The following is a 26,936-nucleotide window of genomic DNA, read 5'->3' as shown; positions in this document are numbered from 1 at the left end:
TTATGGAACTGGTTTTCCTGTGCATTCTGATTCTTGTGATGATCGTCGCGCTGAGCTCCGGCTTTCCGGTTGCATTCGCGCTGCCAGGCTCGGCCATATTCACAATTTCACTTGCAGCTGTCTCGGGGTATTTCTTTGCCGACGATCCTTCTGCATACTTCGCTCAGGATGGGCCAACCCAATGGCTCACCGCCGGTATTACCAACTTTAGAAGCCTGTACTGGGAGGTGGAGCGAGACACGCTGATTGCTATTCCGCTGTTCGTCTTTATGGGCATCATGCTGGAACGTTCGCGCATCGCCGAAGACTTGTTGGTCTCCATGGCGCGCCTTTTCGGCCCGATTCCCGGCGGACTCGGAATCTCCGTCGTATTTGTAGGCGCATTGCTGGCCGCAACCACCGGTATTCTCGGTGCCACGGTGATCGCCATGGGTCTGATTTCACTGCCTGCAATGCTGCGAAACAACTACTCCAGGCCACTGGCTACAGGCACGATCTGCGCATCAGGTACACTCGGGCAAATCATACCGCCGTCTATTGTGCTGATCATTCTCGCCGACCAGTTGTCCAATGCTGCGGATCAGGCCAGCACCACACGCAAGGCGAATTACAAGGAACTGACCGGGGAGTTCTCGCTGCCGACAGAGCTGGATATTACCTCCGCCAGCGCCGGCGACATGTTCATGGGCGCCCTGATTCCAGGCCTTATCCTGGTCAGTCTCTATATGCTCTACATCCTGATCGTTGCCCTGCTGAAACCAAAAACCGCGCCACCCGTCCCTTATGACGGTAAATATGACATGAAATTCGCGACGGGCATAGCGTTGTCACTTATACCGCCCCTGTCACTGATCTTTGTGGTTCTGGGATCGATCATTCTAGGCGTTGCAACTGTCAACCAGGCAGGTGCCATCGGTGCCGTGGGTGCAATTATCATGGGCGGGTACCGGCTGACCCAGGGACATCGCCATCAATTTACTCCGACCATCATGGCCGTATTGTCGATTGCCGTCATCGTTGTTCTGCTGCAGTTTTTTAAACTCAACATCAAAAGCATCCACAGCCAAGCGGAACTGATGGCTGTGCTCATCGCCGGCGTAGCCGTAGCGGTGTTTGTGGCGGCACTCGTTTGGAGCGTGTGGCGCGCATACACGATGAACAATACACTGGTCAGTGTCATGGTGGATACTGCCAAGACCACGTCGATGGTATTCATCATTCTGATCGGTGCAGCGATGCTGACATCGGCTTTCAGGGCATTTGGCGGTGAGGAGCTTGTACGCCACTTCCTGACCGGTCTGCCAGGCGGGTTCTGGACCCAGTTCCTGGTCGTGATGCTGGTCATTTTTCTGCTCGGATTCTTCCTTGACTTCATTGAAATCGCAGTGGTCGTCGTTCCGATCGTAGCACCCATCCTGCTTTCCGACCCGGCGGCCAACATCACGGCGGTCTGGCTGGGGGTGATGGTTGGGCTCAATATCCAGACGTCGTTTTTAACACCTCCTTTCGGCTTCGCCTTGTTTTACTTGCGCGGCGTCGCGCCGCGCACGGTCAAGACGACGCATATATACAAGGGTGCCGTGGCGTTCATCGGTCTTCAGCTGTTGGGCCTCGCGATTGCCGGTTACTTTCCAAGCCTGGTCAACTACATGCCAAATAGAACGCATCTCACCGCAGAGACCGCGCCGCCCCCGGTCAATCCAAAGTTACAGTATTGCATGGAAGAGGATCTGTTTCCGTATTATGTGAACAACCGTCAGTCGCTGACCGCCTTGATCAACGATATGCGCGGTGTTGACTATTCCATGCTGCCGGAAGACTTGCGGGACAAGGTTACGAGCAGTTTTGACGAAGCGACATCCGTGTTTGAAAATGTTGAACGAAGCCAGCTGGCCGCAGCCGCACTTGAAGAGTATTCCGAAGGGTTCAGATCGGAACACCAACAATATCGGCGTGAAGAGCGGTTCCTGCGCAGGCTGGAAGACCAACTTGAAGACGAACTCAATTTACTGGATCGGTTCCAGCGTCAAGGCGCTCCATCCCAGGAAGAGATCATCAAGCTTGAACAACACATTCAGGAACTGGAAGCGCAAGTGGCTGAACTCAAAATGAACCTTTCGGACACCTGGCAATCACGCCACGATCAATATAAGGAGCTGGCCAAGGCAGACAAGATTGCCCGCGGCCAGTATCGCCGCGGCGCCGATGCGTCGTACGAACCAATCGGGCACCTTCACACCCTGCTGACGCAGGTTGGTGCCTTGGAACAGGCCGCCGAGGTTGTCAACAGTGTCGAACAGATTGTCAAGCGGGAAACTGCAATTGACGCAATGGAAATGATCAAGGCGCGGGAAAGCGAATTGTCCGAGCTTGAAGGTGTCAGCCACATCAAGTCAGCGCTGTCAAAAGCCAGGCGCGCGCTTAAAGGCGACAATCCGGACCGGGACAAGGCGCTTGCCCAGGTCGCGATTGCGAAGGAACTCTATCTGGAAGAACTCAACTGGCGCCAGCAGGCAAGTTCCGAGTTGATGGAGCCGCTGAGTGCCTACCGTGACGAGATCAGCGAAAGCATTGGTGTTCGCATGCAACGACGCTTGCCGCTCGCGCTGGCCAAATCGGTCGCCACATGTCTGTCTCACCACCGGGATATTTCGCTGCATTTCTGATCGACAGATGCTGAATTGATCAGATACCACTTGCAACACGTCTATCCGGCGGTTGGCTATCGCAGGGTCGATCCCAGTGAGCCTCGCTTGTCAAAAACATGAATATAAGTTATTGTTAATAAAAACTTCTATATACACAAATTCTGATGACTATCCGATATAATTTCCTATAATCTCACCTATTCCTGATCTACAGCTGGTTCCAAGTCAATGGATGTCATGCAACGAATACGATACGTCCTGGACGCTGAGGCATCAGCCATTCAGTCCATCGAGGTATCGTCACACTACGAGACGGCAGTTCATCTGTTGCATGCTTGTGAGGGCAAGGTGCTGACAACCGGAATGGGCAAGGCGGGAATCATAGCAAACAAGTTTGCCGTCACACTTTGTTCAACTGGCACGCCAGCCGTATATCTTCATCCAGGCGAGGCCGCACACGGCGATCTCGGTGTAATTGCCGACGGGGACTGCATCGTCGCCTTTTCCAATAGCGGGAAAACCCGCGAGGTCATCGAAATGCTGCAACTGGCCAGGCACCTGGGTCTGGGCAAGGTGATCGGCATCACTTCCCATGCGGACTCTCAACTTCGAGGTCACAGCGATGTGATACTTGAAATGGGCGCTATCGTAGAGCCGTGTCCGCTGGGCCTGACGCCATCATCGAGCATCGCCGTCATGAATGCGATCGCCGATGCGATCACGCTGGCCCTGATGGAACTCAAGGGCATCACCCGACAACAGTATGGACAGCGCCATCACGGCGGTTATCTCGGACGTGTCGCCCGCGATAACAGTGAATGATCACCTGGATGCTGCCGTGAGGTAATTTCCCGGATCACCCGCCAGACTCTCTGGGGTGTTGCGGGACCGGCCAGCGATACAAACTCCAGACCGTTGCCAAGCAGGTCTGAAATCGCATTGTCCAACGCACCCGGCGCCCCGAGACTTGCCACCTCACCCACGCCTTTGACGCCCAGCGGATTGGTCCGGCACAATGTCGCGCTCTTCTCAAGCGTGAAAAACGGCAGATCCGCCGCCCGCGGCAGCTGATAGTCCATCAGGGAGCCTGAAAGCACTTGTCCTTCCTCATCCTCATCATACTGCATGCACTCCATCAGTGATGTTCCGATCGACTGGGCCCATGATCCGTGGAGCTGGCCGTCCGCGATTGCCGGCATCAGAATTCGTCCGATGTCGTCCACACCGACGGCCTGAATGATCCTGACAACGCCCGTATCCGGATCGCATTCGATCTCGACTACATAGGCACCGCATGGATGAGTGGTATTGGTACCCTCGAATGATTCCGATCCCACGCAGCCGGGGTGATCGTCTCCAGACTCTTCGATGAACCGTGCAATGTCAACCAGACTTGCGCGACGGTCTGTTCCTGCAATGACGAATTCGCCGCGGTCATAATCAATATCTGCTGTCGAAACCTCAAGCAGGTGCGAAGCCGCTTCACAAGCTTGTTCCAGCATCTTGGTTGCTGCTTTGCTAACCGTGACTCCGGCAATCGCAACCATCGAGGAGCCGCCGGTACCGCCGCCTGAAAAAATCTCATCGGTGTCGCCCTGTACCACCTCGATGCGCGAAAGATCAATCTGCAATGCTTCTGCCACCAATGACGCAAGCGCGGTCTGATGCCCCTGACCTGCGGATTGCGTACCTGTCGTGACACGAACCGTGCCATCTCGGCAAAGTCTGACCTCGCCCGTCTCGTCTTTCGAGCCGCCGGTGGAATGCATATACATGCCGAGTCCTATGCCGCGCAACACGCCGCGTTGGGACGCATTCTTGCGTCGCTTGAGAAAACCATGCCAATCGGACTTTTCCAGCGCAAGGTCGAGCAGGGCGCTGAAGTTCCCACTGTCGATCACCTGACCGTTATGCATCAAATACGGCAGCTCGTCGGGCTGAACAAAGTTATTTCGTCGAAGCTCGATACGGTCCATCCCCAGTTCGATCGCCGCCTTGTCGATCAGTTGTTCAACCGTGGATATCGTCTCCGGTTTGCCGGCACCGCGATACGCATCGGTGGGAGTCGCGTTGGTAAACACGCCCTTGCAACGATAGTTCACTGACTCGAACTTGTAGTTGTGCCCCATGACTGTATACGCATATTGGCCTGCGATCGAAGGACCGACATACGAAAGACTCGCTCCAAGATCGGCTTCAGCATCGATCTGAATTGCGAGAAACTTTCCTTCCGCGTCCAGTCCCAGTCGCGCGCGATCGATTCTTGCCCGACCGTGGGCATCTGATACGAACGACTCCGATCTTGTCGCAGTCCACTTCACAGGCCGGCCGAGCTTTTTGGCCGCATAGAGAACCAGTGCATATTCCGGATAGGGAAAAATCTTCATGCCGAAACTGCCGCCCACATCGCGGGTGATCACCCTGAGGCTGTGCAGCGGAATTTTCATGACGTCTGTTGCCAGTACCCGTCGTACCATGTGCACACCCTGGGTCTGGACATGAAGCGTGTAGTGACCGCCCGCGGCATCATATTCGGCCAGTGCCGCCCGAGGTTCAATCGGGGTGACCGACATCCTCGGATGATGCACCTCGATCGACACCACGTGTTCAGCCTGTTCCAGCAACTGTTCGGTTTTCTGTTCTGAACCGTGGCTTGAGTCAAAACAGACGTTGTCTGGCGCCCCCTCCCATATGCTGGTTTCGGCGCGCAGGGCCTTTTCAGTACTTGAGGCGCCTGGAAGTTCGCGCACATCCACCTCGATCAACTCCGCTGCTTCCAATGCTTCGTGCATGGTATCGGCAACTACGAAAGCGATTGGTTCGCCGACATAACGCAGCCGGTCCCGTGCAAGAACCGGCCGTGGGGGTTTGTACATCGGGCTGTCGTCGCGGTTGGTGAGGTTTGAGACGCAGGGCAGATCGCCGTAGCCCGCGTCATCGAGATCGGCCGCAGTCACCACCAGCTGAACGCCTGGCAGGGCTCTTGCAACTTCCACATCGATATTCAAGATCTCAGCATGCGGATACGAAGACCGTACGACATGTCCGACACCAAGTGCCTTCGCGTGCAGATCATCGACGAAACTGCCCTGTCCGACAATGAGGCTTAAATCTTCGACACGTTGTGTTCTCTTCGGGTTGTCCATGTCCAATCAGAGGAGTTGCCGTACACAGAAAATCAATAAGTTGGGACTGCCTGACGCGATCAGGCAACCTTGCCGACGGAAAAATCGCAATTTGGCCAAGCTGCAAGGGTAGTATATTATTGCCTCATTGAAACCGACTGTGCCGGTTTCATTCGAACTCCACATTGTTACGCAACCAAGCTGTCGCTATGCCCCGGATCGCCAACAATCAGACATGGACCGACAAGCAGGTAGAGGCACTATTTGCCATGCCTTTCAACGATCTGCTGTACCAGGCGCAAACCATCCATCGGAAAAATTTCGCGCCCAATCAGGTGCAGAAAAGCAGACTTGTCAATATCAAGACCGGTGGCTGTCCTGAGGACTGCAAGTACTGCAGCCAATCCATTCGCTACAAGACGGAAGTGGATGCCAGCAAGCTGATGAAGGTTGAGGACGTTATCGCCGATGCCAAGGCGGCAAAAGAGGACGGCGCAACACGTTACTGCATGGGAGCAGCGTGGAGAGGCCCCAAACCCAGTCATATGGAAAGCCTGTGTGCGATGATCTCGGAAGTCAAGTCGCTCGGTCTTGAAACCTGTATGACACTGGGTCTGCTCAACCGCGATCAGGCGATCAGACTCAAGCAGGCCGGCCTCGACTTCTATAACCACAATGTTGATACATCACCGGAATTCTACGATCAGATTATCACCACCCGGACATTCGACGACCGATTGCAGACGATCGGCTATGTGCGCGAGGCAGGAATGAAGGTCTGTTGTGGAGGAATACTGGGCATGGGTGAATCCCAGCAGGATCGAGGCAGCATGCTGGCCGTGCTGGCAAACATGGAGCATCCGCCGGAAAGCGTCCCCATCAACATGCTGGTGCCGATTCCAGGCACACCATTGGCTGAAGCACAGCAACTTGAACCGATAGAGTTCGTCCGCACCGTCGCGGTCGCGAGAATCATGTTGCCCGGGTCCATGTTGCGGCTGTCAGCCGGCCGCAGGTCAATGTCGGAAGAACTCCAGGCACTTTGTTTCTTTGCCGGCGCAAACTCGATATTCGTTGGCGACAGATTGCTGACCACCGACAATGTCGAATACAACCGCGATGAGGCGCTATTCGCCAAGCTGGGACTCGAGGACATGTTGCCGAAGCCGAGCCACCCACCCGCCCTCATTGAGACAGCTGACAGAGAAGTTGCGTCATGACAGTCGCTGTTAACGAACTGGTCAGTGAGTTTGCCCTCAGCAATGAGGATCTTACCGATTGGAGCATGTCGGTATTCGTGAGCCTGTGTGAAAACGAGCACAACGCGGTTCTGTTTCTGAACACGCTGTCGTACATGGAACACATCGGCAGTTACAAGATCATGGCAACTCAACACGCGTCTGCAATGGACTACCCGACATTGCGACACCTCAATGAAGAGACCGGTCACGCAGTTTTCTTCAAGCGGCATGCCGAGCGTGTATGCGAACAGCAAATCGACTACTCGGCCGACGCGCTGCTGGCGCCGGCATCAGCCCGAGCCTACTTCAATCGGCTGGAAGCCGGTATGGTACGGATGTTCGGACGCAGTGCCAATTACCGGACGATTTATCTTTATATGTCGCTGGTGATCGAGTTCCGTGCCGTGTGGGCGTATTCCCTGTTGCAGAAAGCGCTTGATCGCAACACCTTTGATATCTCTCTCGAGCGTTTGCTGGCCGAGGAGCAGGGGCACCTTTATAGCATGGCAAGGCGACTGGATGGTGACGGACACTACAACCGCAGGACGATACGCCGACTGTGGGTTCAGGAACGGTCGCTCTACGTACGGCTGCTGGGTTCAATCGAGAAACTGCTGGATCAGCCCGTCCTCGAATCAGCCGCAAACAGTCTGCTACTCCAGCAAGCCTGACACCGTATCCGAAATTATTTCGTAGATCCTGTCGAGATCATCCAGCGTGACGCAGTACGGAGGCAGTACGTAAATCGTATTGCCCAGCGGTCGCAACAGGACCCCGCTTTTCTGGAACCTCAGATACAATTCGGTACCGATTTCTGACAGGTAACCGCGGTCGGGCACCCGTACATCCATGGCCGCGATTGTTCCACGACGTCGCAGGGACGTCAGCCACGGCGAGCCCTCCAGCTGCGATAACTTGAGTTTCTGCATTTCCGCGACCCGGCTTACGCGGTCTAGCACGTCGGGTTGTTTCCACATCTTGAGGTTGGCGGCGGCAACCGCGCATGCAATCGGGTTCGCCGTATATGAACTCGAATGATAGAACGTCCGGCGACGGTCGGTGGAGTAGTGTGCCTGGAAGACACGTTCATGGCACATGGTTACGGCCAACGGCAGAAAGCCACCCGTGATGCCTTTCGAATAGCATGCGATGTCAGGCACAACGCCCGCCTGATCGCATGCGAACAATGAACCGGTTCTTCCCCAGGCAGTCATCACCTCATCGGCGATGAACAGAACGTCATATCTTTCGCAGACGCGCTTCATTTCGGCGAGGGTCTGTGTCCCATACATGAGCATGCCACCCGCTCCGAGAACCAATGGCTCCGCGATGAGCGCCGCGACATCAGGCTTGTTGCGACAACTGCGCTCAAGCGCGTCAATGGTTTTCTGCTCTTCGCCTTCGGCCGGAAACGGGATGCGCTCAACCGAAAACAGCAAGGGGTCGTATGGCTGGTTGAATACACCGCGTTCCCCGACCGACATGGTGCCGATGGTGTCGCCGTGGTAGCTGTGTTCCAGAACGAGTACCCGTTGACGGTCAGACCCCAGATGGTGCCAGTACCCCAACGCCATTTTCAACGCGACCTCGACTGCTGTTGAACCGCTGTCCGAGAAGAACACATAATCCAGACCGTCGGGTGTCAGTTCTTCAAGCAGACGTCCGGTCTCCTCCGCCGGCTCGTGGGTGTAACCGGCAAAGATCACCTGGTCCAGCCGTTCGATCTGGCGTCGAGCGGCATCCTGCATCGTCGGATGACAGTGACCGTGTGTAATCACCCACCACGACGAGATGGCATCAATGATCTGCCGGCCGTCCGCGGTATACAGATACGCACCCTCGGCACGCTCGATCTCCACAAAGTCTGGAAATAGGGCATGTTGCGTGAAGGGATGCCAGATTGGTGATGCAGATTCTGTCATGTGAGAACCCTCGTAAACTGTTCAATGTCGAAGTTTTGCGCAAAAGCAGTACGAAGCGATTCGATATCGAGTGATTCCAGGAATGGGAGCCGGCCAAGTCTTGCGACCTCGCCCATTTTCGGAATGATCGCCTCATTTTCCTGATGCGGGTCTCCGACGAAAACCACGCCGTGTACATCGATTGACCAGCGCCGCAGCGACTCGATGGTCAGCAACGTATGGTTGATGGTCCCAAGCGAGGTGCGTGCGCAGACGATGGTGGGCAACTGCCAGCGTCGAAACATCTCAATGTATGGCACCTGTGCAGTCAACGGTACCATGACACCGCCGGCGCCCTCAACAACAAGCGGGCATGATGTCTGCGGCAATGTCAATCGGCTGGTGTCGATCTCGACGCCATCGATGGCTGCCGCAAGGTGCGGGGAGGCCGGTGTATTCAGACGATAGGCCTCGGCAATGATCCGATTGGGTGTCAGGCCTGTGACACGTTGTACAAACTCGGTATCGGTCTCCTCATCGAGCCCGGCCTGAACCGGCTTGAAGTAGGCGCCGTCGATGGCGTCCACCAGCATGGCGCTGACTACGGTCTTGCCGATACCGGTATCGGTACCGGTGACCAACAATCCGCGAGCATTGCTGTGCGTTGCGTGTGTCATCGTCTCAAATTGGTTTTGGCTCGACTTTAAGTCGATCCATGATCTTGCGAAGGGTTTGCAGCATCTTGCAGATGTCTTGTTCGGTAACGTTCAGTGTGATCGAGATGCGAAGTCGCGATGTTCCCGACGGTACGGTCGGCGGCCGAATGGCCCGCACGTCAAATCCTGCATCCTGCAATTCTCGGGCCACCTGTCGGGTGGGCGCCTCTTCACCGATCACAAATGGAATGATCTGCGAGCCGCTGCCAGTGATTCCGAACAGCCGCTCAAGTTCGTGATTCGCGGTTTCGATCAACCGATGCAGTTTCTGTCGTCGTTCCGGCTGCGTCGTCAGCAGTGTGAGCGATGTTCCCACCGCAATCGCAATGATTGGCGGCGGTGCGGTCGAATAGATGAACGGACGGCACCGGTTGACAAGAAAATCAATGATCTCAGACGACGCACAGACCAGCGCCCCGGCCGCACCCAGCGCCTTTCCGCATGTATGAAGCACGATCAGGTTGTTGTAACCCTGGTAGGGTTCCGTCAATCCGAGACCGTGCGTGCCAAATACTCCGGTGGCATGCGCCTCGTCGACTACCAGCATCGCATCGCAGCGCTCCGCGACCGAGATCAGCTCCTTAAGTGGCGCTCGATCGCCGTCCATGCTGTACAGGCTCTCTACCGCGATCCATGCAACTGCCGATGGAGCACTGTATTTGCGCCAGTTGACAATCGCACGCTCAACCGCGTCCGGGTCATTATGACGGGCCTTGACGCTCTTGGCCCGCGTGGTGAACACCCCTTCACGGATGCTGGCATGCGACAGCGCATCATAGACAACGAGGTCCTGCTTTTCGGGCAGCGTCGTAAACAGTGCGAAATTCGCAGTGTAACCACTGGACAGGAATAGCGTTTTCTCACTACCGAACAGTCTGGCCGCTTGCGATTCGAGTCGCTGGTGCTCAAGGTGGTTTCCGCGAAGAAGACGCGAGCCGCCCGCACCCAGGGAAACCCCGTCATTGAGCGCCTGTTGCATCGCCAGCCGGATGGGTTCGGCGCGGTTCAGTCCAAGAAAGTCATTGGAGGTGAAGTCCAAGCCGCCGATCGTTGCAAGTTCGCGCCTTAGGTTGGATTGCTCAAGACGATCGATTTCGGCGCTGTATCGGTCAAGGAGACGTGTCAGCATCACCTTGCCCGGCGATAAATATGAGTAACACGATATGTTGTCATTGCAGTTGAATTCTTGTATTCATGTACATGCCCCGGTTTATTTTCATCACATTGGGAATCGGGATCTCTCAGCATGCCAGTGAATTTGAATTTTACAATGACCATCAAAGTAAGTTATCGAACCGTTCTTTCGAGTGTGCAAAACTGAACTCAACCGTGATTGCTCTCCCATTGCGTCGATCAAGACCTGTTGAATGTCATTCGTCAGGGACGGGGCGTGCCTGCAGTTCCTCTGATCTTGATTGGAGCAGCGCCATGATTGCCGATTTTGAGACGTGTTTCCGGTCGATTCAAGTGACTCATCCAAATTGACTCAGCTGCATCCAGCACTCTGGATGTTGATTTGAAATCAGGTTGGCATTGCCGCTCATTCCTTCAAGACCGACCAGATCTCGGGTCGGTATTTCTTGATTTCCTGATCGCTCAAACCTTCAAGGGAGTGGGGAAACTTGATCCACTGATCAGTCTCGTGAAGGTAGTATTCCGGCACCCTGTCAGTTTGGTTGCGCATGGGTTTGTACCAGGGAACTGCGACACGAATATCACGCGGCGTGTTCAGCCGCGCCTTGCGACGCAACTTGTTTACCACAGCTTCAATGGTATGTCCTGTATCGAATACATCATCCACAAAGAGCATGCTGTCTTCGGCGTTCACATGGTCTACAAGGTAGTTCAGACCGTGTACGCGTACATGCTGGCCCCGCTGGTCTATGGCATGACCATACGAGGACGTACGAATCGCAATATGATCTGTTTGGATGCCGGCCCATGCCAACACCTCCTGAACAGCAATTCCAATTGGTGTGCCGCCGCGCCAGATGCCAACAATGAAACGGGGCTTGAAACCGCTGTTGACCACCATAACGCCAAGCCTCACCGCGTCGTCAAGCAAATCCTGCGCCTGAACATAAACCTTCTCGCTCATATCAGAATTTTAGTCTATGATTCTGTTGGCAAGTGCTGAAAAGCAGTCGTGATTATGGACCGCGATCGGCTCGAAAAACGTTGGTACGTTGAGACGCAACGATAGTCTGTATCAACCCGCAAGTAACTTTCTGGGCTTTCAGTCAATAATTACATCGGAAACCGTCTACAATCCAAAGGGTGTTGCATGTGCGGCCCCAGGAAGAACATGGACCGCGCTTCAACTTACAAGCGAACAGCAACTTTTTGCTCACCCGATAAATGAGCGGTATCAAACCAATCGGCAATGACTCAAGAGCCATACAGCATCCATAGACTAACTCCGGCCATCGGTGCCGAAATCACCGGCGTGGATTTTTGCAGGCCTCTTGACGACCGGGTGTACGACACCGTCTATCAATGGCTGATTGATTATCAGGTCATATTCTTCCGCAACCAGAAAATGACACCGCAGGGTCATCTGGACCTCGCACAGAGTCTTGGCGATCCTGAACCGCCTCACCCGGTTTACCCGTCGCTGGAAGATCACCCTCACGTCATGGTCTTGGATTTCGCGGCAAACTCTCCACCAGATACCGATGTGTGGCATACGGATCTCACTTTCAAAGACAGCCCGCCAACCGCGTCGATAATTTACTCTCGCGTTATACCGCCTGTCGGCGGTGACACGTTGTGGGCGTCTTTAACCGCTGCCTACGACGCTCTGCCGGCCGGAGTCAAGTCCGACATCGCCGAACTGAGGGCGGTTCACGATATGGGTGATTTCAGAAACAATTTCACGACCGGCGAGCGAACCGGAAATGCCCGCCCGCTTTCGCTGGCCCACGAGCGGTTGGGAAATGCCATACACCCGCTTGTCAAACATCATCCGATTACCGGAAAACCAATACTGTATTGCAATCCCGCATTTACAGTGCATGTCGAGGGGCTGACTGCGTCAGATTCCAGAAACCTGCTGAATTACCTTTTTGAGCACATTACCCGTCCCCAGTTTCAACTTCGATTCAAGTGGACTGCTGATACGGTGGCGATTTGGGACAATCGGTGCACCATGCATTTCGCTCTCGGGGATTACCTTCCGGCACGGCGTACAGTTCATCGGGTTACCGTAATCAATGACAAAAGAATCGGTTGCTGACGCCCATCGATTATTCTCAGCCCTATCGATCGCAAATTACTACAATGAACGAACTTAAGACTAATCTTGAACTGCAATCCACTGCTTATGGCTGATCGCAAGAATCCTCCTGTTGAACCCGTATCGGGTACCATCGTGCCGCGTTATGCCGGCCCATCCACGTTTTGCCGTTTGCCCGAGATTCGCGATGTGCCGTACTGTGATGTTGCGATTGTTGGAATTCCGTTCGATTCAGGAACCAGTTACCGCCCTGGCGCGCGGTTCGGGCCGCAAGCGATTCGTCAGGCATCGCGTCATCTTCGCTACAATTTTCATCCGGCATACAGCACCGAGCCCTTTCGCGAGATTCAGGTTGCCGATGCCGGCGACGTGGCGTGCAGTCCGTACAATATACAAGAGGCGATCGGGCAGATTGAGTCCGCGGCTTCGGAGTTTTTAGACCAAGCCGAAACAATCATCTCGCTAGGAGGTGACCATACGATTGCGGTTCCTCTGCTAAGAGCGATGCATCGTCGCCACGGTCCGGTCGCACTCGTGCACTTTGATGCCCATCTGGACACCTGGGACACTTACTTCAGTGCGCCTTATACGCATGGCACACCATTTCGGCGTGCGGCTGAGGAGGGGCTGTTTGATGATGAGCATTCGATGCATGTGGGAATCCGCGGACCGCTTTACAGCAGCGAAGACTTGCGCCAGGACGAAGAGTTGGGATTCAAGGTCATTCACTGTGATGAGTTAAATGAAATGGGACCTGAACACGTTGCCAGGCGGATTCGCGATCGGGTGGGTGATGTTCCGCTGTATCTGTCTATCGACATCGACGTTCTCGACCCGGCTCACGCTCCCGGTACCGGTACACCAGAAATTGCCGGACTCAGCAGCCGGGAACTGGTGAATATCTTGAGAGGACTGAAGAGTCTGAAGATTGTCGGCGCAGATGTCGTCGAGGTTGCCCCAGCCTACGACCACGCAGAGATGACCTCGCTGGCCGCTGCCACCTTGGTATTCGAAGTGGTCAATCTGATTGCATACAACGCACGAGAATCATAGCGGTGCCAACGTTTTTTATCGAGGGATCATAAGCTTCGCCTGCTCATTAGAGCCATTGAGTCTATGAATCTGCCGTCAAATGCCGAAAAAGTGTACGTTGACGAGCAGTCGCTGATTTTGGACGGCTATCGGCTTGGACGTCAGATCTTTGACAGCGGATTCCGGCCAGACTTCATTGCCGGCATCTGGCGCGGTGGCAGTGCAGTCGGTATCGTCGTGCAGGAATGTCTGCAGTATTTTGGTATCCAGTCCGATCATATCGCCATTCGCACATCCTATCAGGGCATGCAGCACTACAATGAAATGGTTCGTGATTCTGCGGGCATTCAAGTGCACGGACTGGAATATCTGGTAGATCGGCTGGAGTGCAATCATCGACTGCTATTGGTCGATGATGTGTTCAGCAGTGGTTTGAGCATCCAGGCTGTGAGGGAAAAGCTTAACCGTAAACTGCGTCGGAACATGCCGGCTGATACCCGTGTGTGCTCAGTCTGGTACCGTCCGGTGGCGGACCGTCCATCACCTGACTACTTTGTGAACAAGACGGATTGCTGGTTGGTACTGCCTTACGAGTTCTCTGGCCTCGGTCTGGACGAGATTCGCAACAATAAAGGTTGGGCGGCACCCATTCTGGAATCTATCCGCGCAATCCAACCTGATCGGACAGATGATTTGGATATAGATTCGAGGGGACTGTCCTTATAATCGATGTAAATTCACTTAAATTGGGATCAAGCTATGAAACTGACAACCAAACTTCCAATGATTGTGTTGCTTGTGTCAAGTATGACAGGATCGATCGCACATGCAACTGAACCCCCGACTGTCGGGTCTGCCGAGGAAGTGGCGGCCGTACTGGAAGCCAGAAGCGAATTCATGAAAGGTATGGGAAGTGCTATGAAAGCGTTCTCGAATTTTCTGAAAAGAGGCGATGGCGAACCCCTTGAACTGGGTGCCATGGCCGCGGAAATTGCGGAAAATGCACCCGGGATACCCGATCTTTTCCCAACCGGCACCGGCATGGAACAGATCGAGGAAAGCGAGTCCAAACCCGAAATCTGGGAGAAGTGGGACGACTTCGTCGCCGCTGCCAATGACTTGGTGGAGCCGGCATTGGCTCTCGAGATGGCGTTCGAGTCAGGTGACAAGGCAAAGATTGGCGCCAGCGTCAAGGCGTTGGGCGGAAACGGATGCCGCGGCTGTCACACGCCGTTTCGCGAAAAGCATGAGCACTGATCGGACGACGCAGGCCATCCAATACCAGTCCCATAAGGCAGCACAGCAGTTCAGCCGTAGCGGCCGAACAGCCACAGCATGATCGTCGCGCAAACCGCGATGACCGCGACAGCCTTCCAGGTTGGCGCTATGTCCGGTTGATTTGACGAAAGGTCTGATGGAATCTTTCGGACTCCGGTGATCATGGGACTGATCAGATTGTCTTTCTTGTAGAAGTAGTAGAACGCATTGGCTGCCAGATGCAGGCCGATGATGTAAAGCAGCAATCTCTCATTGCTATGATGCAGGTCAGTCGCCCAGCGACTGGTGTCATAGTCTACATAGTATGCAAAAGGACCTTCGATCAGTCCATCGATGTCCGATGCAACCAATCCGGTCGCTACCTGCAGCGAAATGATCGAAAGGATCGCAATCACCGCCAGCGCCCCGATCGGACTGTGTGCCAATCCGAACCCGGGTTTTCGCTGCCCAAGCTGCGCGATATAGGCTACATACTCGCGCGGGCGGAAGAATAAGGCCGAAAACCGGGCGTTCGAACTGCCGATGAAACCCCAGACGATTCTCACTGCCACAAGTATGGCGATACTTTTGCCCGCCAGGATGTGCACATCGAAATTGCCAAACTCGGCACTGATATACATGACGGCAACAAGTACCGCCAGCAACCAGTGATAAGTCCGGATCAGAAAGTCCCAAACCCTTACACTGATCTTGTTTTGGCTGCTGGAAGTCATGACGTCCAATTTTATCGTGCAATGACCCGGGATTGATCAGGAACTGTCGGAAGTGCCGACATGCCTGTCGCAAGGAACCGGCAATGACCGAATGACCGACAATAATTTGAATACCGAAAATTTACACATATATAATTATTTGGATAACCCATTGGACACATTTCCGTCAGTTCCTGACAACGCAGCTCTCAGAGGTAGAAAATGGCACGTATTACTGTTGAAGATTGCCTTGAACAGGTTGAAAATAGATTTCAGCTGGTTCTGATTGCGACCAAACGCGCGCGGCAGCTGGCTGCCGGTGCGGAACCGTTGGTCGACCGGGACAATGACAAGAATACGGTGATTGCCCTGCGCGAGATTGCCGACGGCCTGGTCACCGCGAGCATTCTTGACGAGGACGACAATCCCATCATTGCAAATCCCTTGGAATTCCTATCGGAAGAAACCGAAGAGCTGCAGACCGAAGACGACACACCAGAGGATGCCGACAGCGAACCAGCTGATCAAGACGTCGAGCAGCAAGTTAATTGAACTGTATCGCCGTCTTGGCATACCAGACAGGGAAAAACGGCAGTTTGACAATCTCTGCGACCTGCTGGCCGAGTATCTTGACAAACAGGAAATCGACGAGGTTCGCAGGTCCTACGAGATAGGAGCAGCCGCCCACGCCGGACAACGGCGGATCAAGGGTGAAAAATTCATCAATCACCCGCTGGCAGTCGCCGAACTGCTCGTCAAGCTCCAACTGGACAGCCACACAATCATGGCTGCCATTTTGCATGACACCCTGGAAGACACGGAAGTGACCTGGGATACCCTCTGTCGCGAATTCGGAGAAGATGTCGCCAATCTGGTCAGCGGTGTAAGCAAGGTCACCGGAACGGAGTTCACGGACCCGGATGACGTGGAGGCGGAGAACTTCCGACGTTTGCTGGTTGCCGCGGCAGGCGATATCCGGGTGATCCTGATCAAGCTCGCCGACCGGATGAATAATCTGGAAACACTGGATGTGCACCGCCTTGACAAGCGCAAGAGAATTGTCAGGCAAACCCGCGACATCTACATTCCGATGGCTTACATGATGGGCATGCATGAGTGGCATCGGAGGCTTGAGGATCTGTGCTTTATGGCCATCTACCCCTCCCGCTACCGCACCATCACCAACGCGATCAGAAAAACCGTCAAGTCCCGAGCCACAGTCTCCATCAATCGCCACGTCAAGACCATCACCGGCATTCTGAAAGAACACGGAATCTCAGCACAGGTATCATGGCGCGAGAAAAATGTCGCGGCCATCCATCAGAAGATGCGCCGCAAGCGCGAGTCAAATCAGTCCATCTCGTTCAGTTCGATCAAGGATCTTGTCGGGTTCCGCGTGGTACTCGACAGCGAGGATGATTGCTATCGCGCACTGGGTGTCATTCACAAGAACTATAAGCCGCTCTCGCGCGAGTTCAACGACTATATCGCCATGCCGAAAATCAACGGCTATCGTTCACTCCATACCAGTGTCTATGATGAGTCCGGACGCATAATGGAGATACAGATCAGAACCCGCAAGATGCATGAGATAGCAGAATATGGCATTGCCTCACACCTGAGTTACAAGACCAATGTCCGACCGTCGCAGATCCGCGCGCTCGGCGATATCCCATGGCTGAAGGATCTGCTGGATCATTCTGTCAATCACAATGAAGTCGGACGCGAGTTCCTTGAGAGCCTCAAGCGCAATCTGTACTTTGACAGCGTTTTCGTTGTAACGCCCAAAGGAGAGTCCAAGCGTCTGAAAAAAGGCGCGACCGTGATTGACTTCGCATATGCCGTCCATACCGATCTGGGACACCAGGTCAAGTCTGCCACAATCGGCGGCGAGCGGGTTCCACTGTATACGGTGCTGCAGGATGGCGACCAGGTTGAGATAAAGAAGCGAGCATTCGGCAATCCGGACCCGCAGTGGGAAAAGTTCGCGGTCACTGCAAAGGCAAAGATGGCGATTCGGCGGGCACTGAAAGACAAGACCGCACAAGACTATGTCAGGATGGGGGAACGACTGCTGAGAAACGAACTCAAGAGTGAGAAAATAAAGTATTCCAGCATTACAGACGAGATGAAGGATAGCCTGGCGAAGAGACTGCATCTCGACGAATGGAAGACAATCCTTCAGGAAATCGGCAATGGGAGCCGGTTCGCACCGGTGATTGTGAAGCAGTTGTTCGCGGATCAATCCTCGGCAGACGACCCAATCCTCCGCCACGTACTGTCGGTGTCAATCGATGGTACCGAAGGCATGGTCGTGCAATACGCCAAGTGCTGCAACCCCATACCCAATGATTCGATTGTCGCATTCTGGAATGCGGGCGGTGGCATCGTCGTGCATATCGCTGACTGCAACAACGTCCGCAATTCGAAACTGCCTCCCGAACGCTGGCAGAAACTCTACTGGACTGTCAGGCCCGAGGGTGTGTTCCGCGTGACCATACGAGTTGATGCCGAAGATCGCAGCGGCCTGCTTGGACAGATTGCGACAGACATTGCATCTACGGATGCGAATATCGGAGATTGCCGAATCGTCACCACCGATGGAGGATCGGTGACATTGGAGTTCGACATTGACGTATCTGACCGTCAGCATCTGGCGAGGATTATTCGAAAGATCAAGAAAGTGCCTTCCGTATTCCATATTCAGAGACACAGGTTGGCGTAAAATCCTTGCCTGACAGAACATATGGGACCATCGATGGTTCCATTGCAATATCCTGTCAGGTTATTTTCGCATTCGGGCACGAATGCCTCACCCCGGAGGACGTTTCGGATGACAACCAGGGAAACAATTTCAACTGACCGGGCGCCGGCAGCCATTGGTGCCTACTCGCAGGCTGTGAGAACGGGCAACACCGTCTACATTTCGGGCCAGATTCCGCTCGACCCGGCAACACAGGACATCGCCGCAGGCGACATCCGTGCCCATATTCATCGCGTCTTCCTGAACCTTCAGGCTGTGGCCGAAGCAGCCGGCGGAGAGCTGAATGACATTGCCAAGCTGACGGTTTACCTGGTGGACCTCGAAAACTTCCCGATTGTCAACGAAGTCATGGCGGAATATTTCGACAAGCCCTATCCTGCTCGCGCGGCGATTGGTGTCGCCTCGTTACCCAAAGGCGTAGGCGTTGAGATGGAAGCCATCATGGCCCTGTAGTTGCAGTGGAGACGGGGGTCCAGCAAAATCCGGAAGAACTGCCTGTCTCAGTCCTACCGCGGGTAACCGACAAGCTGGCATCCGCACTGGAGAGAATCGGAGTTTTCCAGATCAAGGACCTGTTGCTTCATCTGCCATACCGTTACCAGGACCGGACAAGGTCAACTCCGCTCGGCGAGCTCGTCCCTGGACGCGTCTTCATGGCGACCGGCCGAATCGTCAAGGTACAAGTCAATTTCGGTCGCAGTCGCAGCCTGGTCACACAAATTCAGGACGACACCGGCGCAATGCGCATGCGTCTTTTCCATTTCAACACCAGGCAGCGACATAACCTGGAGAGCGGTTCATGGATCCGCTGCTTCGGCGAGGTTCGCCTGATCAGCAATGCGTTCGAGATGGCGCATCCGGAATACGCAGTTTACAATTCCCCGCCGCCTGAAGTTCATGGAGACAGCTACACACCGGTCTATCGCCTGACCGAGGGTATTGGACAGAGACTGATGCGAGACCTTGTCAAGTCCGCAATAGATTTGTTCATGCAACAGGATATTGCCGACCCGCTGCCGGATCAGATACGCCGGCAGTATGATCTGGCAGGTCTCAGGGATGCATTGCAGATCGTGCACGCACCTCCTGTGGGTGAGTTTGAGTTGCAGGCCGCCGAAAATCATCAGCCGGCGGTCCGCAGGCTTGTATTCGAGGAACTGGTGTCGTTCCAGATTGCCCGAAGAAAGCACAAGCAACTGCGTCAGTCGGTCGGCGCACCGCAGTTGCGACCCCAAGGGACCCTCTCGAGGCGCCTTCGGGATTCACTGACTTTTGAACCGACAAATTCACAGCGCCGAGTCATCCGTGAGGTTATTGATGATCTGAAAAAATCTGCTCCCATGCTGCGGCTGTTGCAGGGCGATGTGGGTTGCGGCAAGACGCTGGTTGCCGCGGCTGCGGCTGCCTGGACAGTGGATTCAGGCTTTCAGATTGCGATCATGGCGCCGACTGAACTGCTCGCGGAACAGCATCTGAAGTCGTTTACAGGATGGTTCGAGCCACTCGGAATCCAGGTTCATCTTCTCACCGGCAGGTTGCAAGCAAAAAAGCGAAAGGAAATCGAGCAGGCGATACGGTCCGGGCAGGCGAACATTGTAGTCGGCACCCACGCGCTGTTTCAGGAGAAGGTTGAATTCCACAATCTGGGCATGGTGATTGTTGATGAGCAGCACCGGTTCGGCGTCGGACAGCGTTATGCATTCCGACAAAAAGGCGTCAGCGACGATCTGGTACCTCATCAGCTCGTGATGACCGCGACACCGATCCCGCGCACGCTGGCCATGACATTTTATGCAGATCTGGATGTTTCCAGTATCACCGAGCTACCACCGGGCCGACAACCTGTGCAGACGCAAATCATGGCATCTGCCAACCGGCACGATGCGCTGCAGCAAGCCAGGAGACAGCGGACAGCTGGTCAGCAGGTCTATTGGGTATGTCCGATCATCGAGAAGTCCGAGGTTCTGGATGTTGAATCTGCGGTCGAAATGGAAAAGGTGATCAAAAAGGCGCTGCCGCAGTACCGCATCGGCTTGGTACACGGTCGTCTCAAGAGCGATCGCCGAGATCGAATCATGAAGTCATTCCGGGACGGAAAGATTGATGTACTGGTGGCCACGACTGTGATCGAGGTCGGAGTGGACGTTCCCAACGCCAGTCTGATGGTGATTGAGAGTGCCGACAGACTGGGACTTTCGCAGTTGCATCAGCTTCGCGGTCGCGTCGGTCGGGGGGCCGAGCAGGCAAAGTGCCTGCTGCTGTTCAAGGCACCGCTGGCGCAGTCGGCAAAAAAGCGTCTGGAGGTGATGCAAAAGACGACCGATGGATTCCTGATTGCGGAAACTGACCTGAGGCTGAGAGGGGCGGGTGAATTGCTCGGCACCCGCCAGACCGGCTCACAGCTGTTCCGGGTTGCCGAATTGCCGCGTGACATGAATATGATCAACGAAGTCAATCAGGCGGCACAGCTGATCCTGAATCAGTACCCCGACAATGCACAGGAACTGATTCGACGCTGGACGCCGAGAGAGGGCGAATACAGTGCTGTCTGAACGACTCGGCGCCTATGCCCGTCTGATGCGGGTGGATAAACCGATCGGAAGTCTCCTTTTGCTTTGGCCGACGCTTTGGGCAGCGTGGATTGCCGGCGATGGGTCACCCGAGCCGCACATTGTCCTGATCCTTGTAATCGGCGTGTTCGTCATGCGCTCGTGTGGCTGCGTGATCAACGACTTTGCGGACCGGGACTTCGACCCGCATGTCGAACGTACACAGGATCGCCCGCTGGCGACCGGCGAGGTGTCAGTACGCCAGGCCATGTACCTGGTCGCTTTGCTGACGCTGATCAGCCTGGTTTTGGTGTTGTTTCTGAACACACTGTCGATCCTGCTTGCGGCGGCAGGCCTGTTTCTTGCCGCGTCCTACCCCTTTCTCAAACGTTTCACCAACCTGCCCCAGTTCTATTTGGGCATCGCATTTGGCTGGGGGATTCCGATCGCGTTCGCAGCGCACCTGGACGCGGTACCGTTGTCCGGCTGGCTGTTGCTGGCGGCCAATGTCGCGTGGGCCGGTGCGTACGACACATTCTATGCGATGGTCGACCGCGACGATGATATGCGTATCGGAGTAAAATCTCTTGCCGTACTGAGTGGTCGGCGTGATCGGCTGACAATCGGAATCTGCCAGCTACTGACATTGCTGATCCTGGGACTTGTGGGTTATATCGAACAGCTGGACTGGTACTACTATCTTGGCCTCAGTGGCGCCTCGGCGGTCGCAGTCTGGCATCAGTATTCGTGCAGGGCGAATGATCGAGCAAGGTTTTTCGCAGCCTTTGTTGGAAACGGCTGGTTTGGCGCGATGGTGTTTGGCGGACTGGTGCTCGCCTACCTTTGATTCGAAGCGGAACGACGATGCAGACAATTATCGGGGTTCATATTGCGGCAGCGGTCGGTGCGGTGCTTCTCGGCACCGTAATCCTCTCCTCGTCCAAGGGCACAAGACGGCATAAACTGCTTGGCCGGATCTGGGTTGTCCTGATGTCTGTGACCGCGATCGGATCTTTCAATATACGCGATCTGAGTGGCGACGGTGATCTGAGTTGGATCCACGCCCTGTCGGCGTTCACCATGATCTCCATGGTCTATGCGGTCTATATGATCCGGCAGGGCAACCGGCGCGCACACCTGTCAGCGATGATCGGATGTCTGATCGGTGCCCTGGTCGCCGGCGCTTTGACTTTTCACCCGAGTCGCATCATCGGAGGGTTCTTTTTTACCGGCTGAACCTGACTTGATCAGTTCAGGTCATGAAACGACCGTGCCATCGCATCAACGATCACAGGTACGTCCTTCTCAGACAGGCACATCGGGGGCACCAGTCTGAGGACATTTCTATGCGGTGCTGCCTTGCTGGTCACCAAACCGTATTTCCGGGTGTTTTCGAATACTGCAGCGGTCTCGTCGCTCGCCGGTTCCTTGGTGGCAGGGTCTTTCACCAGTTCGACTGCCATCAGCAAGCCGGTTCCCCGAACATCGCCGATCACCGGGTAGTCTCGCTGCACGCTCTTCAGTCCTTCCAGCAACAGCTTTCCGACCTTGTCTGCATTGTCCTGCAGTCTGTCCCTTTCGATAATCCGCAGAACTGCGCGCCCGGCCGCGCAGCTGACTGGATTCGAACCATAGGTATGAAAAAGAAATTTATCGGCCATCGCCTCGGCAAATTCCCTACGCGCAATGACCGCTGCCAGTGGGTAGCCATTGCCAATCCCCTTGGCCGCGACCACAATGTCAGGAACAACGCCAAGGCAGTCGAAACTCCAGAAGCTCTTTCCGGTTCTGCCGACCCCCGCCTGGACTTCGTCAATGATCAGCAACCCGCCTGCCGATCGAATCCGTTGCGCGGCGCCTTCAATATATCGTGCCGGAATCGGAATTGCGCCACCATAACCCTGAATGGGCTCGATGATCATACCGGCAAGCCTGGCGGATGTGGAAAATTGAATCGTGCCGTCCAGGGAATCCAGATACATTTCGACATCATCTGCGAACGCACCGCGATACGGATGCGGTGTAAGGGCGAACTGAACGTTGCCCGGCAACGCGACGTCGTGCCGAAAACCGCTGATACCGGTAACCGACTGTGCGCCGTAGGTCGGGCCATGATAACTGCCCTGCAGTGCGACGATGTCCTTATTGCCTGTATATGTCCGAGCCATCATCAGTGCCAGGTCCACAGCCTCAGCGCCGCTGTTGGTCAGATGGACAACCCACTCGTATTGCGGTGGCATGGTGGCGGCGAGCTCCTCACAGTAATGGGCCGGCACCGGGTGATAGTACATGGTGGTGCAGTGGGACAATGCTGAAGCCTGATCACTGGCGGCCTGATTCACTTCCGGATGGGAGTGCCCGACCGACACACACACATTCATCGCCAGCAGGTCGATGTATCGATTGTCATGTTCGTCCCACAGATATTGTCCGCTGCCACGCTTGATAATCAGCGGTTTTTCGTAAGGTTGGAACTTTCTTTGCGAGGCGGCGTAATATCGCTCGCGCTTGTCAATTACATTTGATGTTGTCCAGTCGGTATGGATGTCCATTGGCATGCTCCGTGTGCGTTAGGAAGGTTTGTTGAGTTTCAGCTCCCGGCGTCTGACGAAATCGTCTATCGCATCCGACAGGTCATCAGCGATGTTCGGGGGCTGGTATTCGGCAAGCAGCTTCTTCCACATCTTGTTGGCGCGCTCATGCTGCCACGTGGAGCCGTCCGCCTCCCACTGCTCAAACGATCGGCTGTCGGAAATTGCTGACTGGAAGAATGCGGTTTCAAAATTTCGCCGGGTGTGGCTTGATTCGAGAAAATGGTCACCTGGCTGGACTTCGCGAAATGCGTCCCAAGCCTGCGCCTCATCCGAGAAGTCGACATTCTTGGCAAATGCCTCAAGCATGGCACAGCGATCGGCATCCATAATAACCTTCTCGTAGCCTGTCGTCAGCAGACTCTCAAGGCAGCCGGTTGCGTGAATGATGAAGTGGGTGCCGGCGAGAAAGGATCCGAGCAATTGCGTGGAACTTTCATATGCGGCCTGTGCGTCCGGCACTTTCGATGCTGTAAGCGCACCGACTGAATGCAGCGGCACACCGAGCCGGTCGGCCAGTGAGCGAGCGCACATCTGGAACTGCATTCCCTCCGGCGTTCCAAATGTCGTTGCTCCCGACTGCAGTGAGATCGGACTGAAAAAAGTACCGAATACCGCCGGTGCGCCCGGACGGATCAGTTGGATCAGGCACAGCCCGGCAAGCACCTCGGCAAGTACCTGCGCCAATGTCGCCGCCACCGAAACGGGACTCATCGCTCCACCCAGTACAAATGGTGAGACGACGACGGCCTGGTTTGCGCGGGCGTATACCTTGAGCGCGTGAAGCATTGTGGCATCAAGGACCAGTGGCGCATTGGTGTTCACCACGCTGTAAAGACAGCAATTGTCATCGACGAACTTCTCACCGAAAACCAGTCTCACCATGGCGACAGTATCCTCGGCTCTTTCCTGTGAGGTGACAGCGCCCATGAATGGCTTATCGGTCAGGGTCAGGTGGGCTTTCGCCATATACAGGTGCCGGACAGGAACGGGCAGGTCCACCGGTTCGCAGACCACACCGCCCGAATGATGGACACTGTTGAGCATATAGTGAATGCGCGTCAGATTCTCGAAATCCTCGTATGTCGCATAGCGCCGCCCCCGGTCGATGTCGTGCACGAAAGGTGGCCCGAAACTGGGACAGAATAATGAGTTGTCACCGCCGATCATTACAGATTTGGCGGGGTTGCGGGCGTGTTGGATGAACTTGCGCGGAGCGCTTTGGCGGATGATGTGCCGGCAAAAGCCAGGTTCAAACCGCACCCGCTCACCGCGCACGTCACACCCTGCATCGCGAAAAATCTGCAAAGTCTCGGGGTCGTCGCGAAAGTCCATTCCGACCTCTGCGAGAATTCGGTCTGCATTCGATTCGATCAGTTCGATGCTCTCCTCATCCAGCAGTGAGAATTTACCGACTTTCCGTTTGATGTATGGATTGCCGGAGCCCGGTTCGTCAAAGCTTCTGAGCCGGTCGCGCTTAGCCCGTCGACCGCCGATTCTCCGTGTCGGCCGCTGACTTTTATCCGGGTTGACCATTACTCCGACTCCCCTTCATTCACAGACTGATGGCTGAACCGGAGCACAGCAGTCGGATGACGTGGAAAAATAATTTTGACAGGAACATTCTCGTGTCATTATTGCATGGCACCTGTGTTTTGTGAACGTTGAGTCAGCATTGGACCATAGGTGAGAAGGAAAATCGCAAAACCTGCACACCACAGAAATGATGAAGCGGTCCATAGCACAATCGAATGGTCTGGCGCCATTCCCACGGCACTTCGCATCAGTACGGAAACGATCACGAGCAGGTAAACAATGATGGTTGCGGAATTTGCAGTGAGTTGCCGTCCGGTATGCCCTAACGTGGCCCGAGTCATGACTGCGAGTGTCATGACCCCAATCGCTCCGGCCATCCACAGATGCTGAACTGACGCGAGGGCTTGGTGCTTTTGTTGCAGTAGCACAAATCCTATTGCCAGCATGCCAAGCGGAACGAACGCATAACCTGCGTGCAGAATCCAGACCAAAGCCTCACTCGCGGCTGCAAATCCCCTCCATCGAATCAGCCGTACGGTTTGAATGAACCCGGCAACAAGCAGCAATACCCCTGTCACCGCGGATGCAGGGCTGCCAATCCAAACCACCAGTCCAATCAATGTTGTTGCAAGCGCCAACATGTCGAACCAGCCGAAACTTGCCGGAATTGCAATTTTATTGTGCTGCTTCAGCCAGTTTCCCGTAAACGCCGGCACAATTCTTCCCCCAATCAGTGTAATCATCATTACTGCTGCGCCAACTCCGATTCGTGTTCCGTAACCCGATACCGGGCACGCGTCATTTGCCGCCTCAATGTGAAACACCGCGTTGCCTGCGAGAAGCACGCCAACGATGGCGACTACGGGTAGATTTCTCCAATTTCTTGCTGCGCCAATTTCACGTAGTATAAGGAGTGCAAGCATTAGAAGAAATGAAAGGTCAAATACGCCAATCCAGACAGTCGGGAGAAAACTTCCGAACAGAACTGCAACTCGACCTAGAATCCACAATAGGAACAGGAGCAGCAATATCCGGGCGTCAAGCGGTGGCCGGTCAGTCCAGTTCGGAACAGCGGTCAGCAAAAAACCAGCGAGAACAGCGCTGAGGTAGCCAAACAATGCTTCATGAGCGTGCCAGGAAATCGGGTCAACGGCAATCGGCAGTGTAACGAAGTCCAGAAGCATCAGAATCCACAGCATCATGCTGAGCAGGGCCCATAACGCGGCGAAAAGAAAAAATGGGCGAAAACCATGCGAAAAAAATACTGGACGGGAGGGCTGCATGTCTGATCTTTAGAACTTCCTGGACTTATGACTTCGCCAATCTGGCCCCGATTATTCAACGAATCTCACCACCGCTTGCGAGGCATTTTCGAACGGTGTTCGTCAATTGCGGCAAAACAAAAAGTGGTGTATCCGCGTAGTCGGTAATATTATCAGATTCAAAGGACTGGCCTGCCACGGAAGCAAGGTGGCGCGGATTTGGGTTGCGTAATTTATCACGAAGGACAGGACCAGACTTTTTGATGATCGGCTGCAACAAGCGACGATACCAGGCTTGATGTTTGGACCGCGGCGGTCTGCTGAGAGAAAATAAACGATGCCGCGCGGATTCATGGGTTGGATAAA

The 26,936-nt window shown here is 54.8% G+C and carries 22 protein-coding genes and 1 pseudogene; 14 read left to right on the top strand and 9 right to left on the bottom strand.

The window, feature by feature from the left end; all coding sequences use genetic code 11:
• Positions 1-2: 2 nt before the first annotated feature.
• Positions 3-2,666: a TRAP transporter large permease subunit gene (locus OXI60_10945; GenBank protein MDE0310324.1), complete on the top strand. Its 2,664-nt coding sequence runs from the start codon at positions 3-5 to the stop codon at positions 2,664-2,666.
• A 219-nt stretch (positions 2,667-2,885) separates the two neighbouring features.
• Positions 2,886-3,470: an SIS domain-containing protein gene (locus tag OXI60_10940; GenBank protein ID MDE0310323.1), complete on the top strand. Its 585-nt coding sequence runs from the start codon at positions 2,886-2,888 to the stop codon at positions 3,468-3,470.
• Here the strand turns inward: OXI60_10940 and OXI60_10935 are convergent.
• Positions 3,434-5,794, bottom strand: a complete 2,361-nt coding sequence (locus OXI60_10935) for a xanthine dehydrogenase family protein molybdopterin-binding subunit (protein MDE0310322.1) — start codon at positions 5,792-5,794, stop codon at positions 3,434-3,436. The two genes, OXI60_10940 and OXI60_10935, sit on opposite strands and share 37 nt — an antisense overlap.
• Positions 5,795-5,982: 188 nt before the next feature.
• Between OXI60_10935 and bioB the strand changes: the two are divergent.
• A pseudogene (gene bioB / locus OXI60_10930) lies at positions 5,983-6,924 on the top strand (biotin synthase BioB).
• Between the two features lie 65 nt (positions 6,925-6,989).
• Positions 6,990-7,685: a hypothetical protein gene (locus OXI60_10925; GenBank protein MDE0310321.1), complete on the top strand. Its 696-nt coding sequence runs from the start codon at positions 6,990-6,992 to the stop codon at positions 7,683-7,685.
• On the opposite strand, the gene OXI60_10920 is transcribed toward OXI60_10925, so the two are convergent.
• The 4 genes from OXI60_10920 to OXI60_10905 form a co-directional block, all read right to left on the bottom strand.
• Positions 7,668-8,936: an adenosylmethionine--8-amino-7-oxononanoate transaminase gene (locus OXI60_10920; protein ID MDE0310320.1), complete on the bottom strand. Its 1,269-nt coding sequence runs from the start codon at positions 8,934-8,936 to the stop codon at positions 7,668-7,670. The two genes, OXI60_10925 and OXI60_10920, sit on opposite strands and share 18 nt — an antisense overlap.
• A complete protein-coding gene (gene bioD, locus OXI60_10915; GenBank protein MDE0310319.1) occupies positions 8,933-9,592 on the bottom strand; it encodes a dethiobiotin synthase in 660 nt (219 codons plus the stop codon). The genes OXI60_10920 and bioD overlap by 4 nt, the downstream gene beginning before the upstream one ends.
• A 4-nt stretch (positions 9,593-9,596) precedes the next feature.
• Positions 9,597-10,760 (bottom strand): 8-amino-7-oxononanoate synthase, encoded by a 1,164-nt coding sequence (locus OXI60_10910; protein MDE0310318.1) that lies wholly within the window; start codon positions 10,758-10,760, stop codon positions 9,597-9,599.
• 411 nt (positions 10,761-11,171) lie between these two features.
• Positions 11,172-11,729, bottom strand: a complete 558-nt coding sequence (locus tag OXI60_10905; GenBank protein MDE0310317.1) for a phosphoribosyltransferase family protein — start codon at positions 11,727-11,729, stop codon at positions 11,172-11,174.
• 285 nt (positions 11,730-12,014) lie between these two features.
• Here OXI60_10905 and OXI60_10900 point away from each other — a divergent pair, with 285 nt between their 5' ends.
• The 4 genes from OXI60_10900 to OXI60_10885 all read left to right on the top strand — a co-directional run bounded on the left by OXI60_10900 (position 12,015) and on the right by OXI60_10885 (position 15,155).
• The gene (locus OXI60_10900) at positions 12,015-12,866 is read left to right on the top strand and encodes a TauD/TfdA family dioxygenase (protein ID MDE0310316.1); all 852 of its coding nucleotides are present in this window, start codon (positions 12,015-12,017) and stop codon (positions 12,864-12,866) included.
• Between the two features lie 87 nt (positions 12,867-12,953).
• Positions 12,954-13,919 (top strand): agmatinase, encoded by a 966-nt coding sequence (speB, locus tag OXI60_10895; GenBank protein MDE0310315.1) that lies wholly within the window; start codon positions 12,954-12,956, stop codon positions 13,917-13,919.
• 63 nt (positions 13,920-13,982) lie between these two features.
• Positions 13,983-14,624, top strand: coding sequence for a hypothetical protein (locus OXI60_10890; protein ID MDE0310314.1), 642 nt, complete (start codon positions 13,983-13,985; stop codon positions 14,622-14,624).
• A gap of 33 nt (positions 14,625-14,657) precedes the next feature.
• Positions 14,658-15,155 carry a cytochrome c gene (locus tag OXI60_10885; GenBank protein MDE0310313.1) on the top strand — a complete coding sequence of 166 codons (498 nt, stop codon included), beginning with the start codon at positions 14,658-14,660 and terminating at the stop codon, positions 15,153-15,155.
• Positions 15,156-15,205: 50 nt separating this feature from the next.
• On the opposite strand, the gene OXI60_10880 is transcribed toward OXI60_10885, so the two are convergent.
• Positions 15,206-15,889: a cytochrome b/b6 domain-containing protein gene (locus tag OXI60_10880; GenBank protein MDE0310312.1), complete on the bottom strand. Its 684-nt coding sequence runs from the start codon at positions 15,887-15,889 to the stop codon at positions 15,206-15,208.
• Positions 15,890-16,090: 201 nt separating this feature from the next.
• Here OXI60_10880 and rpoZ point away from each other — a divergent pair, with 201 nt between their 5' ends.
• The 6 genes from rpoZ to OXI60_10850 all read left to right on the top strand — a co-directional run bounded on the left by rpoZ (position 16,091) and on the right by OXI60_10850 (position 22,417).
• A complete protein-coding gene (gene rpoZ, locus OXI60_10875) occupies positions 16,091-16,420 on the top strand; it encodes a DNA-directed RNA polymerase subunit omega (GenBank protein ID MDE0310311.1) in 330 nt (109 codons plus the stop codon).
• Positions 16,371-18,593 (top strand): RelA/SpoT family protein, encoded by a 2,223-nt coding sequence (locus OXI60_10870; protein MDE0310310.1) that lies wholly within the window; start codon positions 16,371-16,373, stop codon positions 18,591-18,593. Before rpoZ ends, OXI60_10870 begins: the two co-directional genes overlap by 50 nt.
• A gap of 108 nt (positions 18,594-18,701) precedes the next feature.
• Entirely contained in the window at positions 18,702-19,085 is a 384-nt protein-coding gene (locus OXI60_10865) for a RidA family protein (protein MDE0310309.1), read from the top strand.
• A 5-nt stretch (positions 19,086-19,090) separates the two neighbouring features.
• On the top strand, positions 19,091-21,184 hold the full coding sequence (gene recG / locus OXI60_10860) for an ATP-dependent DNA helicase RecG (GenBank protein ID MDE0310308.1): 2,094 nt from the start codon (positions 19,091-19,093) through the stop codon (positions 21,182-21,184).
• Positions 21,174-22,028 carry a 4-hydroxybenzoate octaprenyltransferase gene (gene ubiA / locus OXI60_10855; GenBank protein MDE0310307.1) on the top strand — a complete coding sequence of 285 codons (855 nt, stop codon included), beginning with the start codon at positions 21,174-21,176 and terminating at the stop codon, positions 22,026-22,028. Before recG ends, ubiA begins: the two co-directional genes overlap by 11 nt.
• A gap of 17 nt (positions 22,029-22,045) precedes the next feature.
• Positions 22,046-22,417 (top strand): DUF2306 domain-containing protein, encoded by a 372-nt coding sequence (locus tag OXI60_10850; GenBank protein MDE0310306.1) that lies wholly within the window; start codon positions 22,046-22,048, stop codon positions 22,415-22,417.
• Between the two features lie 11 nt (positions 22,418-22,428).
• Here the strand turns inward: OXI60_10850 and OXI60_10845 are convergent, their stop codons facing one another.
• The 3 genes from OXI60_10845 to OXI60_10835 all read right to left on the bottom strand — a co-directional run bounded on the left by OXI60_10845 (position 22,429) and on the right by OXI60_10835 (position 26,591).
• On the bottom strand, positions 22,429-23,733 hold the full coding sequence (locus OXI60_10845) for an aspartate aminotransferase family protein (GenBank protein ID MDE0310305.1): 1,305 nt from the start codon (positions 23,731-23,733) through the stop codon (positions 22,429-22,431).
• An 18-nt stretch (positions 23,734-23,751) separates the two neighbouring features.
• Entirely contained in the window at positions 23,752-25,308 is a 1,557-nt protein-coding gene (locus OXI60_10840; protein MDE0310304.1) for a trimethylamine methyltransferase family protein, read from the bottom strand.
• Positions 25,309-25,406: 98 nt separating this feature from the next.
• Positions 25,407-26,591, bottom strand: a complete 1,185-nt coding sequence (locus tag OXI60_10835) for an NnrS family protein (protein ID MDE0310303.1) — start codon at positions 26,589-26,591, stop codon at positions 25,407-25,409.
• Between the last annotated feature and the right edge of the window lie 345 nt (positions 26,592-26,936).

The sequence above is a fragment of the Acidiferrobacterales bacterium genome (assembly GCA_028820695.1).
GTDB lineage: Bacteria > Pseudomonadota > Gammaproteobacteria > Arenicellales > JAJDZL01 > JAJDZL01.
This window is presented reverse-complemented; position numbering and strand designations above follow the sequence as displayed.

Excerpts from the sequence above, each read along its gene's own strand:
- OXI60_10945 (MDE0310324.1), top strand. The coding sequence starts at position 3 with ATGGAACTGGTTTTCCTGTGCATTCTGATTCTTGTGATGATCGTCGCG.
- OXI60_10940 (MDE0310323.1), top strand. The coding sequence starts at position 2,886 with ATGCAACGAATACGATACGTCCTGGACGCTGAGGCATCAGCCATTCAG.
- OXI60_10935 (MDE0310322.1), bottom strand. The coding sequence starts at position 5,794 with ATGGACAACCCGAAGAGAACACAACGTGTCGAAGATTTAAGCCTCATT.
- OXI60_10925 (MDE0310321.1), top strand. The coding sequence starts at position 6,990 with ATGACAGTCGCTGTTAACGAACTGGTCAGTGAGTTTGCCCTCAGCAAT.
- OXI60_10920 (MDE0310320.1), bottom strand. The coding sequence starts at position 8,936 with ATGACAGAATCTGCATCACCAATCTGGCATCCCTTCACGCAACATGCC.
- bioD (MDE0310319.1), bottom strand. The coding sequence starts at position 9,592 with ATGACACACGCAACGCACAGCAATGCTCGCGGATTGTTGGTCACCGGT.
- OXI60_10910 (MDE0310318.1), bottom strand. The coding sequence starts at position 10,760 with ATGCTGACACGTCTCCTTGACCGATACAGCGCCGAAATCGATCGTCTT.
- OXI60_10905 (MDE0310317.1), bottom strand. The coding sequence starts at position 11,729 with ATGAGCGAGAAGGTTTATGTTCAGGCGCAGGATTTGCTTGACGACGCG.
- OXI60_10900 (MDE0310316.1), top strand. The coding sequence starts at position 12,015 with ATGACTCAAGAGCCATACAGCATCCATAGACTAACTCCGGCCATCGGT.
- speB (MDE0310315.1), top strand. The coding sequence starts at position 12,954 with ATGGCTGATCGCAAGAATCCTCCTGTTGAACCCGTATCGGGTACCATC.
- OXI60_10890 (MDE0310314.1), top strand. The coding sequence starts at position 13,983 with ATGAATCTGCCGTCAAATGCCGAAAAAGTGTACGTTGACGAGCAGTCG.
- OXI60_10885 (MDE0310313.1), top strand. The coding sequence starts at position 14,658 with ATGAAACTGACAACCAAACTTCCAATGATTGTGTTGCTTGTGTCAAGT.
- OXI60_10880 (MDE0310312.1), bottom strand. The coding sequence starts at position 15,889 with ATGACTTCCAGCAGCCAAAACAAGATCAGTGTAAGGGTTTGGGACTTT.
- rpoZ (MDE0310311.1), top strand. The coding sequence starts at position 16,091 with ATGGCACGTATTACTGTTGAAGATTGCCTTGAACAGGTTGAAAATAGA.
- OXI60_10870 (MDE0310310.1), top strand. The coding sequence starts at position 16,371 with ATGCCGACAGCGAACCAGCTGATCAAGACGTCGAGCAGCAAGTTAATT.
- OXI60_10865 (MDE0310309.1), top strand. The coding sequence starts at position 18,702 with ATGACAACCAGGGAAACAATTTCAACTGACCGGGCGCCGGCAGCCATT.
- OXI60_10850 (MDE0310306.1), top strand. The coding sequence starts at position 22,046 with ATGCAGACAATTATCGGGGTTCATATTGCGGCAGCGGTCGGTGCGGTG.
- OXI60_10845 (MDE0310305.1), bottom strand. The coding sequence starts at position 23,733 with ATGGACATCCATACCGACTGGACAACATCAAATGTAATTGACAAGCGC.
- OXI60_10840 (MDE0310304.1), bottom strand. The coding sequence starts at position 25,308 with ATGGTCAACCCGGATAAAAGTCAGCGGCCGACACGGAGAATCGGCGGT.
- OXI60_10835 (MDE0310303.1), bottom strand. The coding sequence starts at position 26,591 with ATGCAGCCCTCCCGTCCAGTATTTTTTTCGCATGGTTTTCGCCCATTT.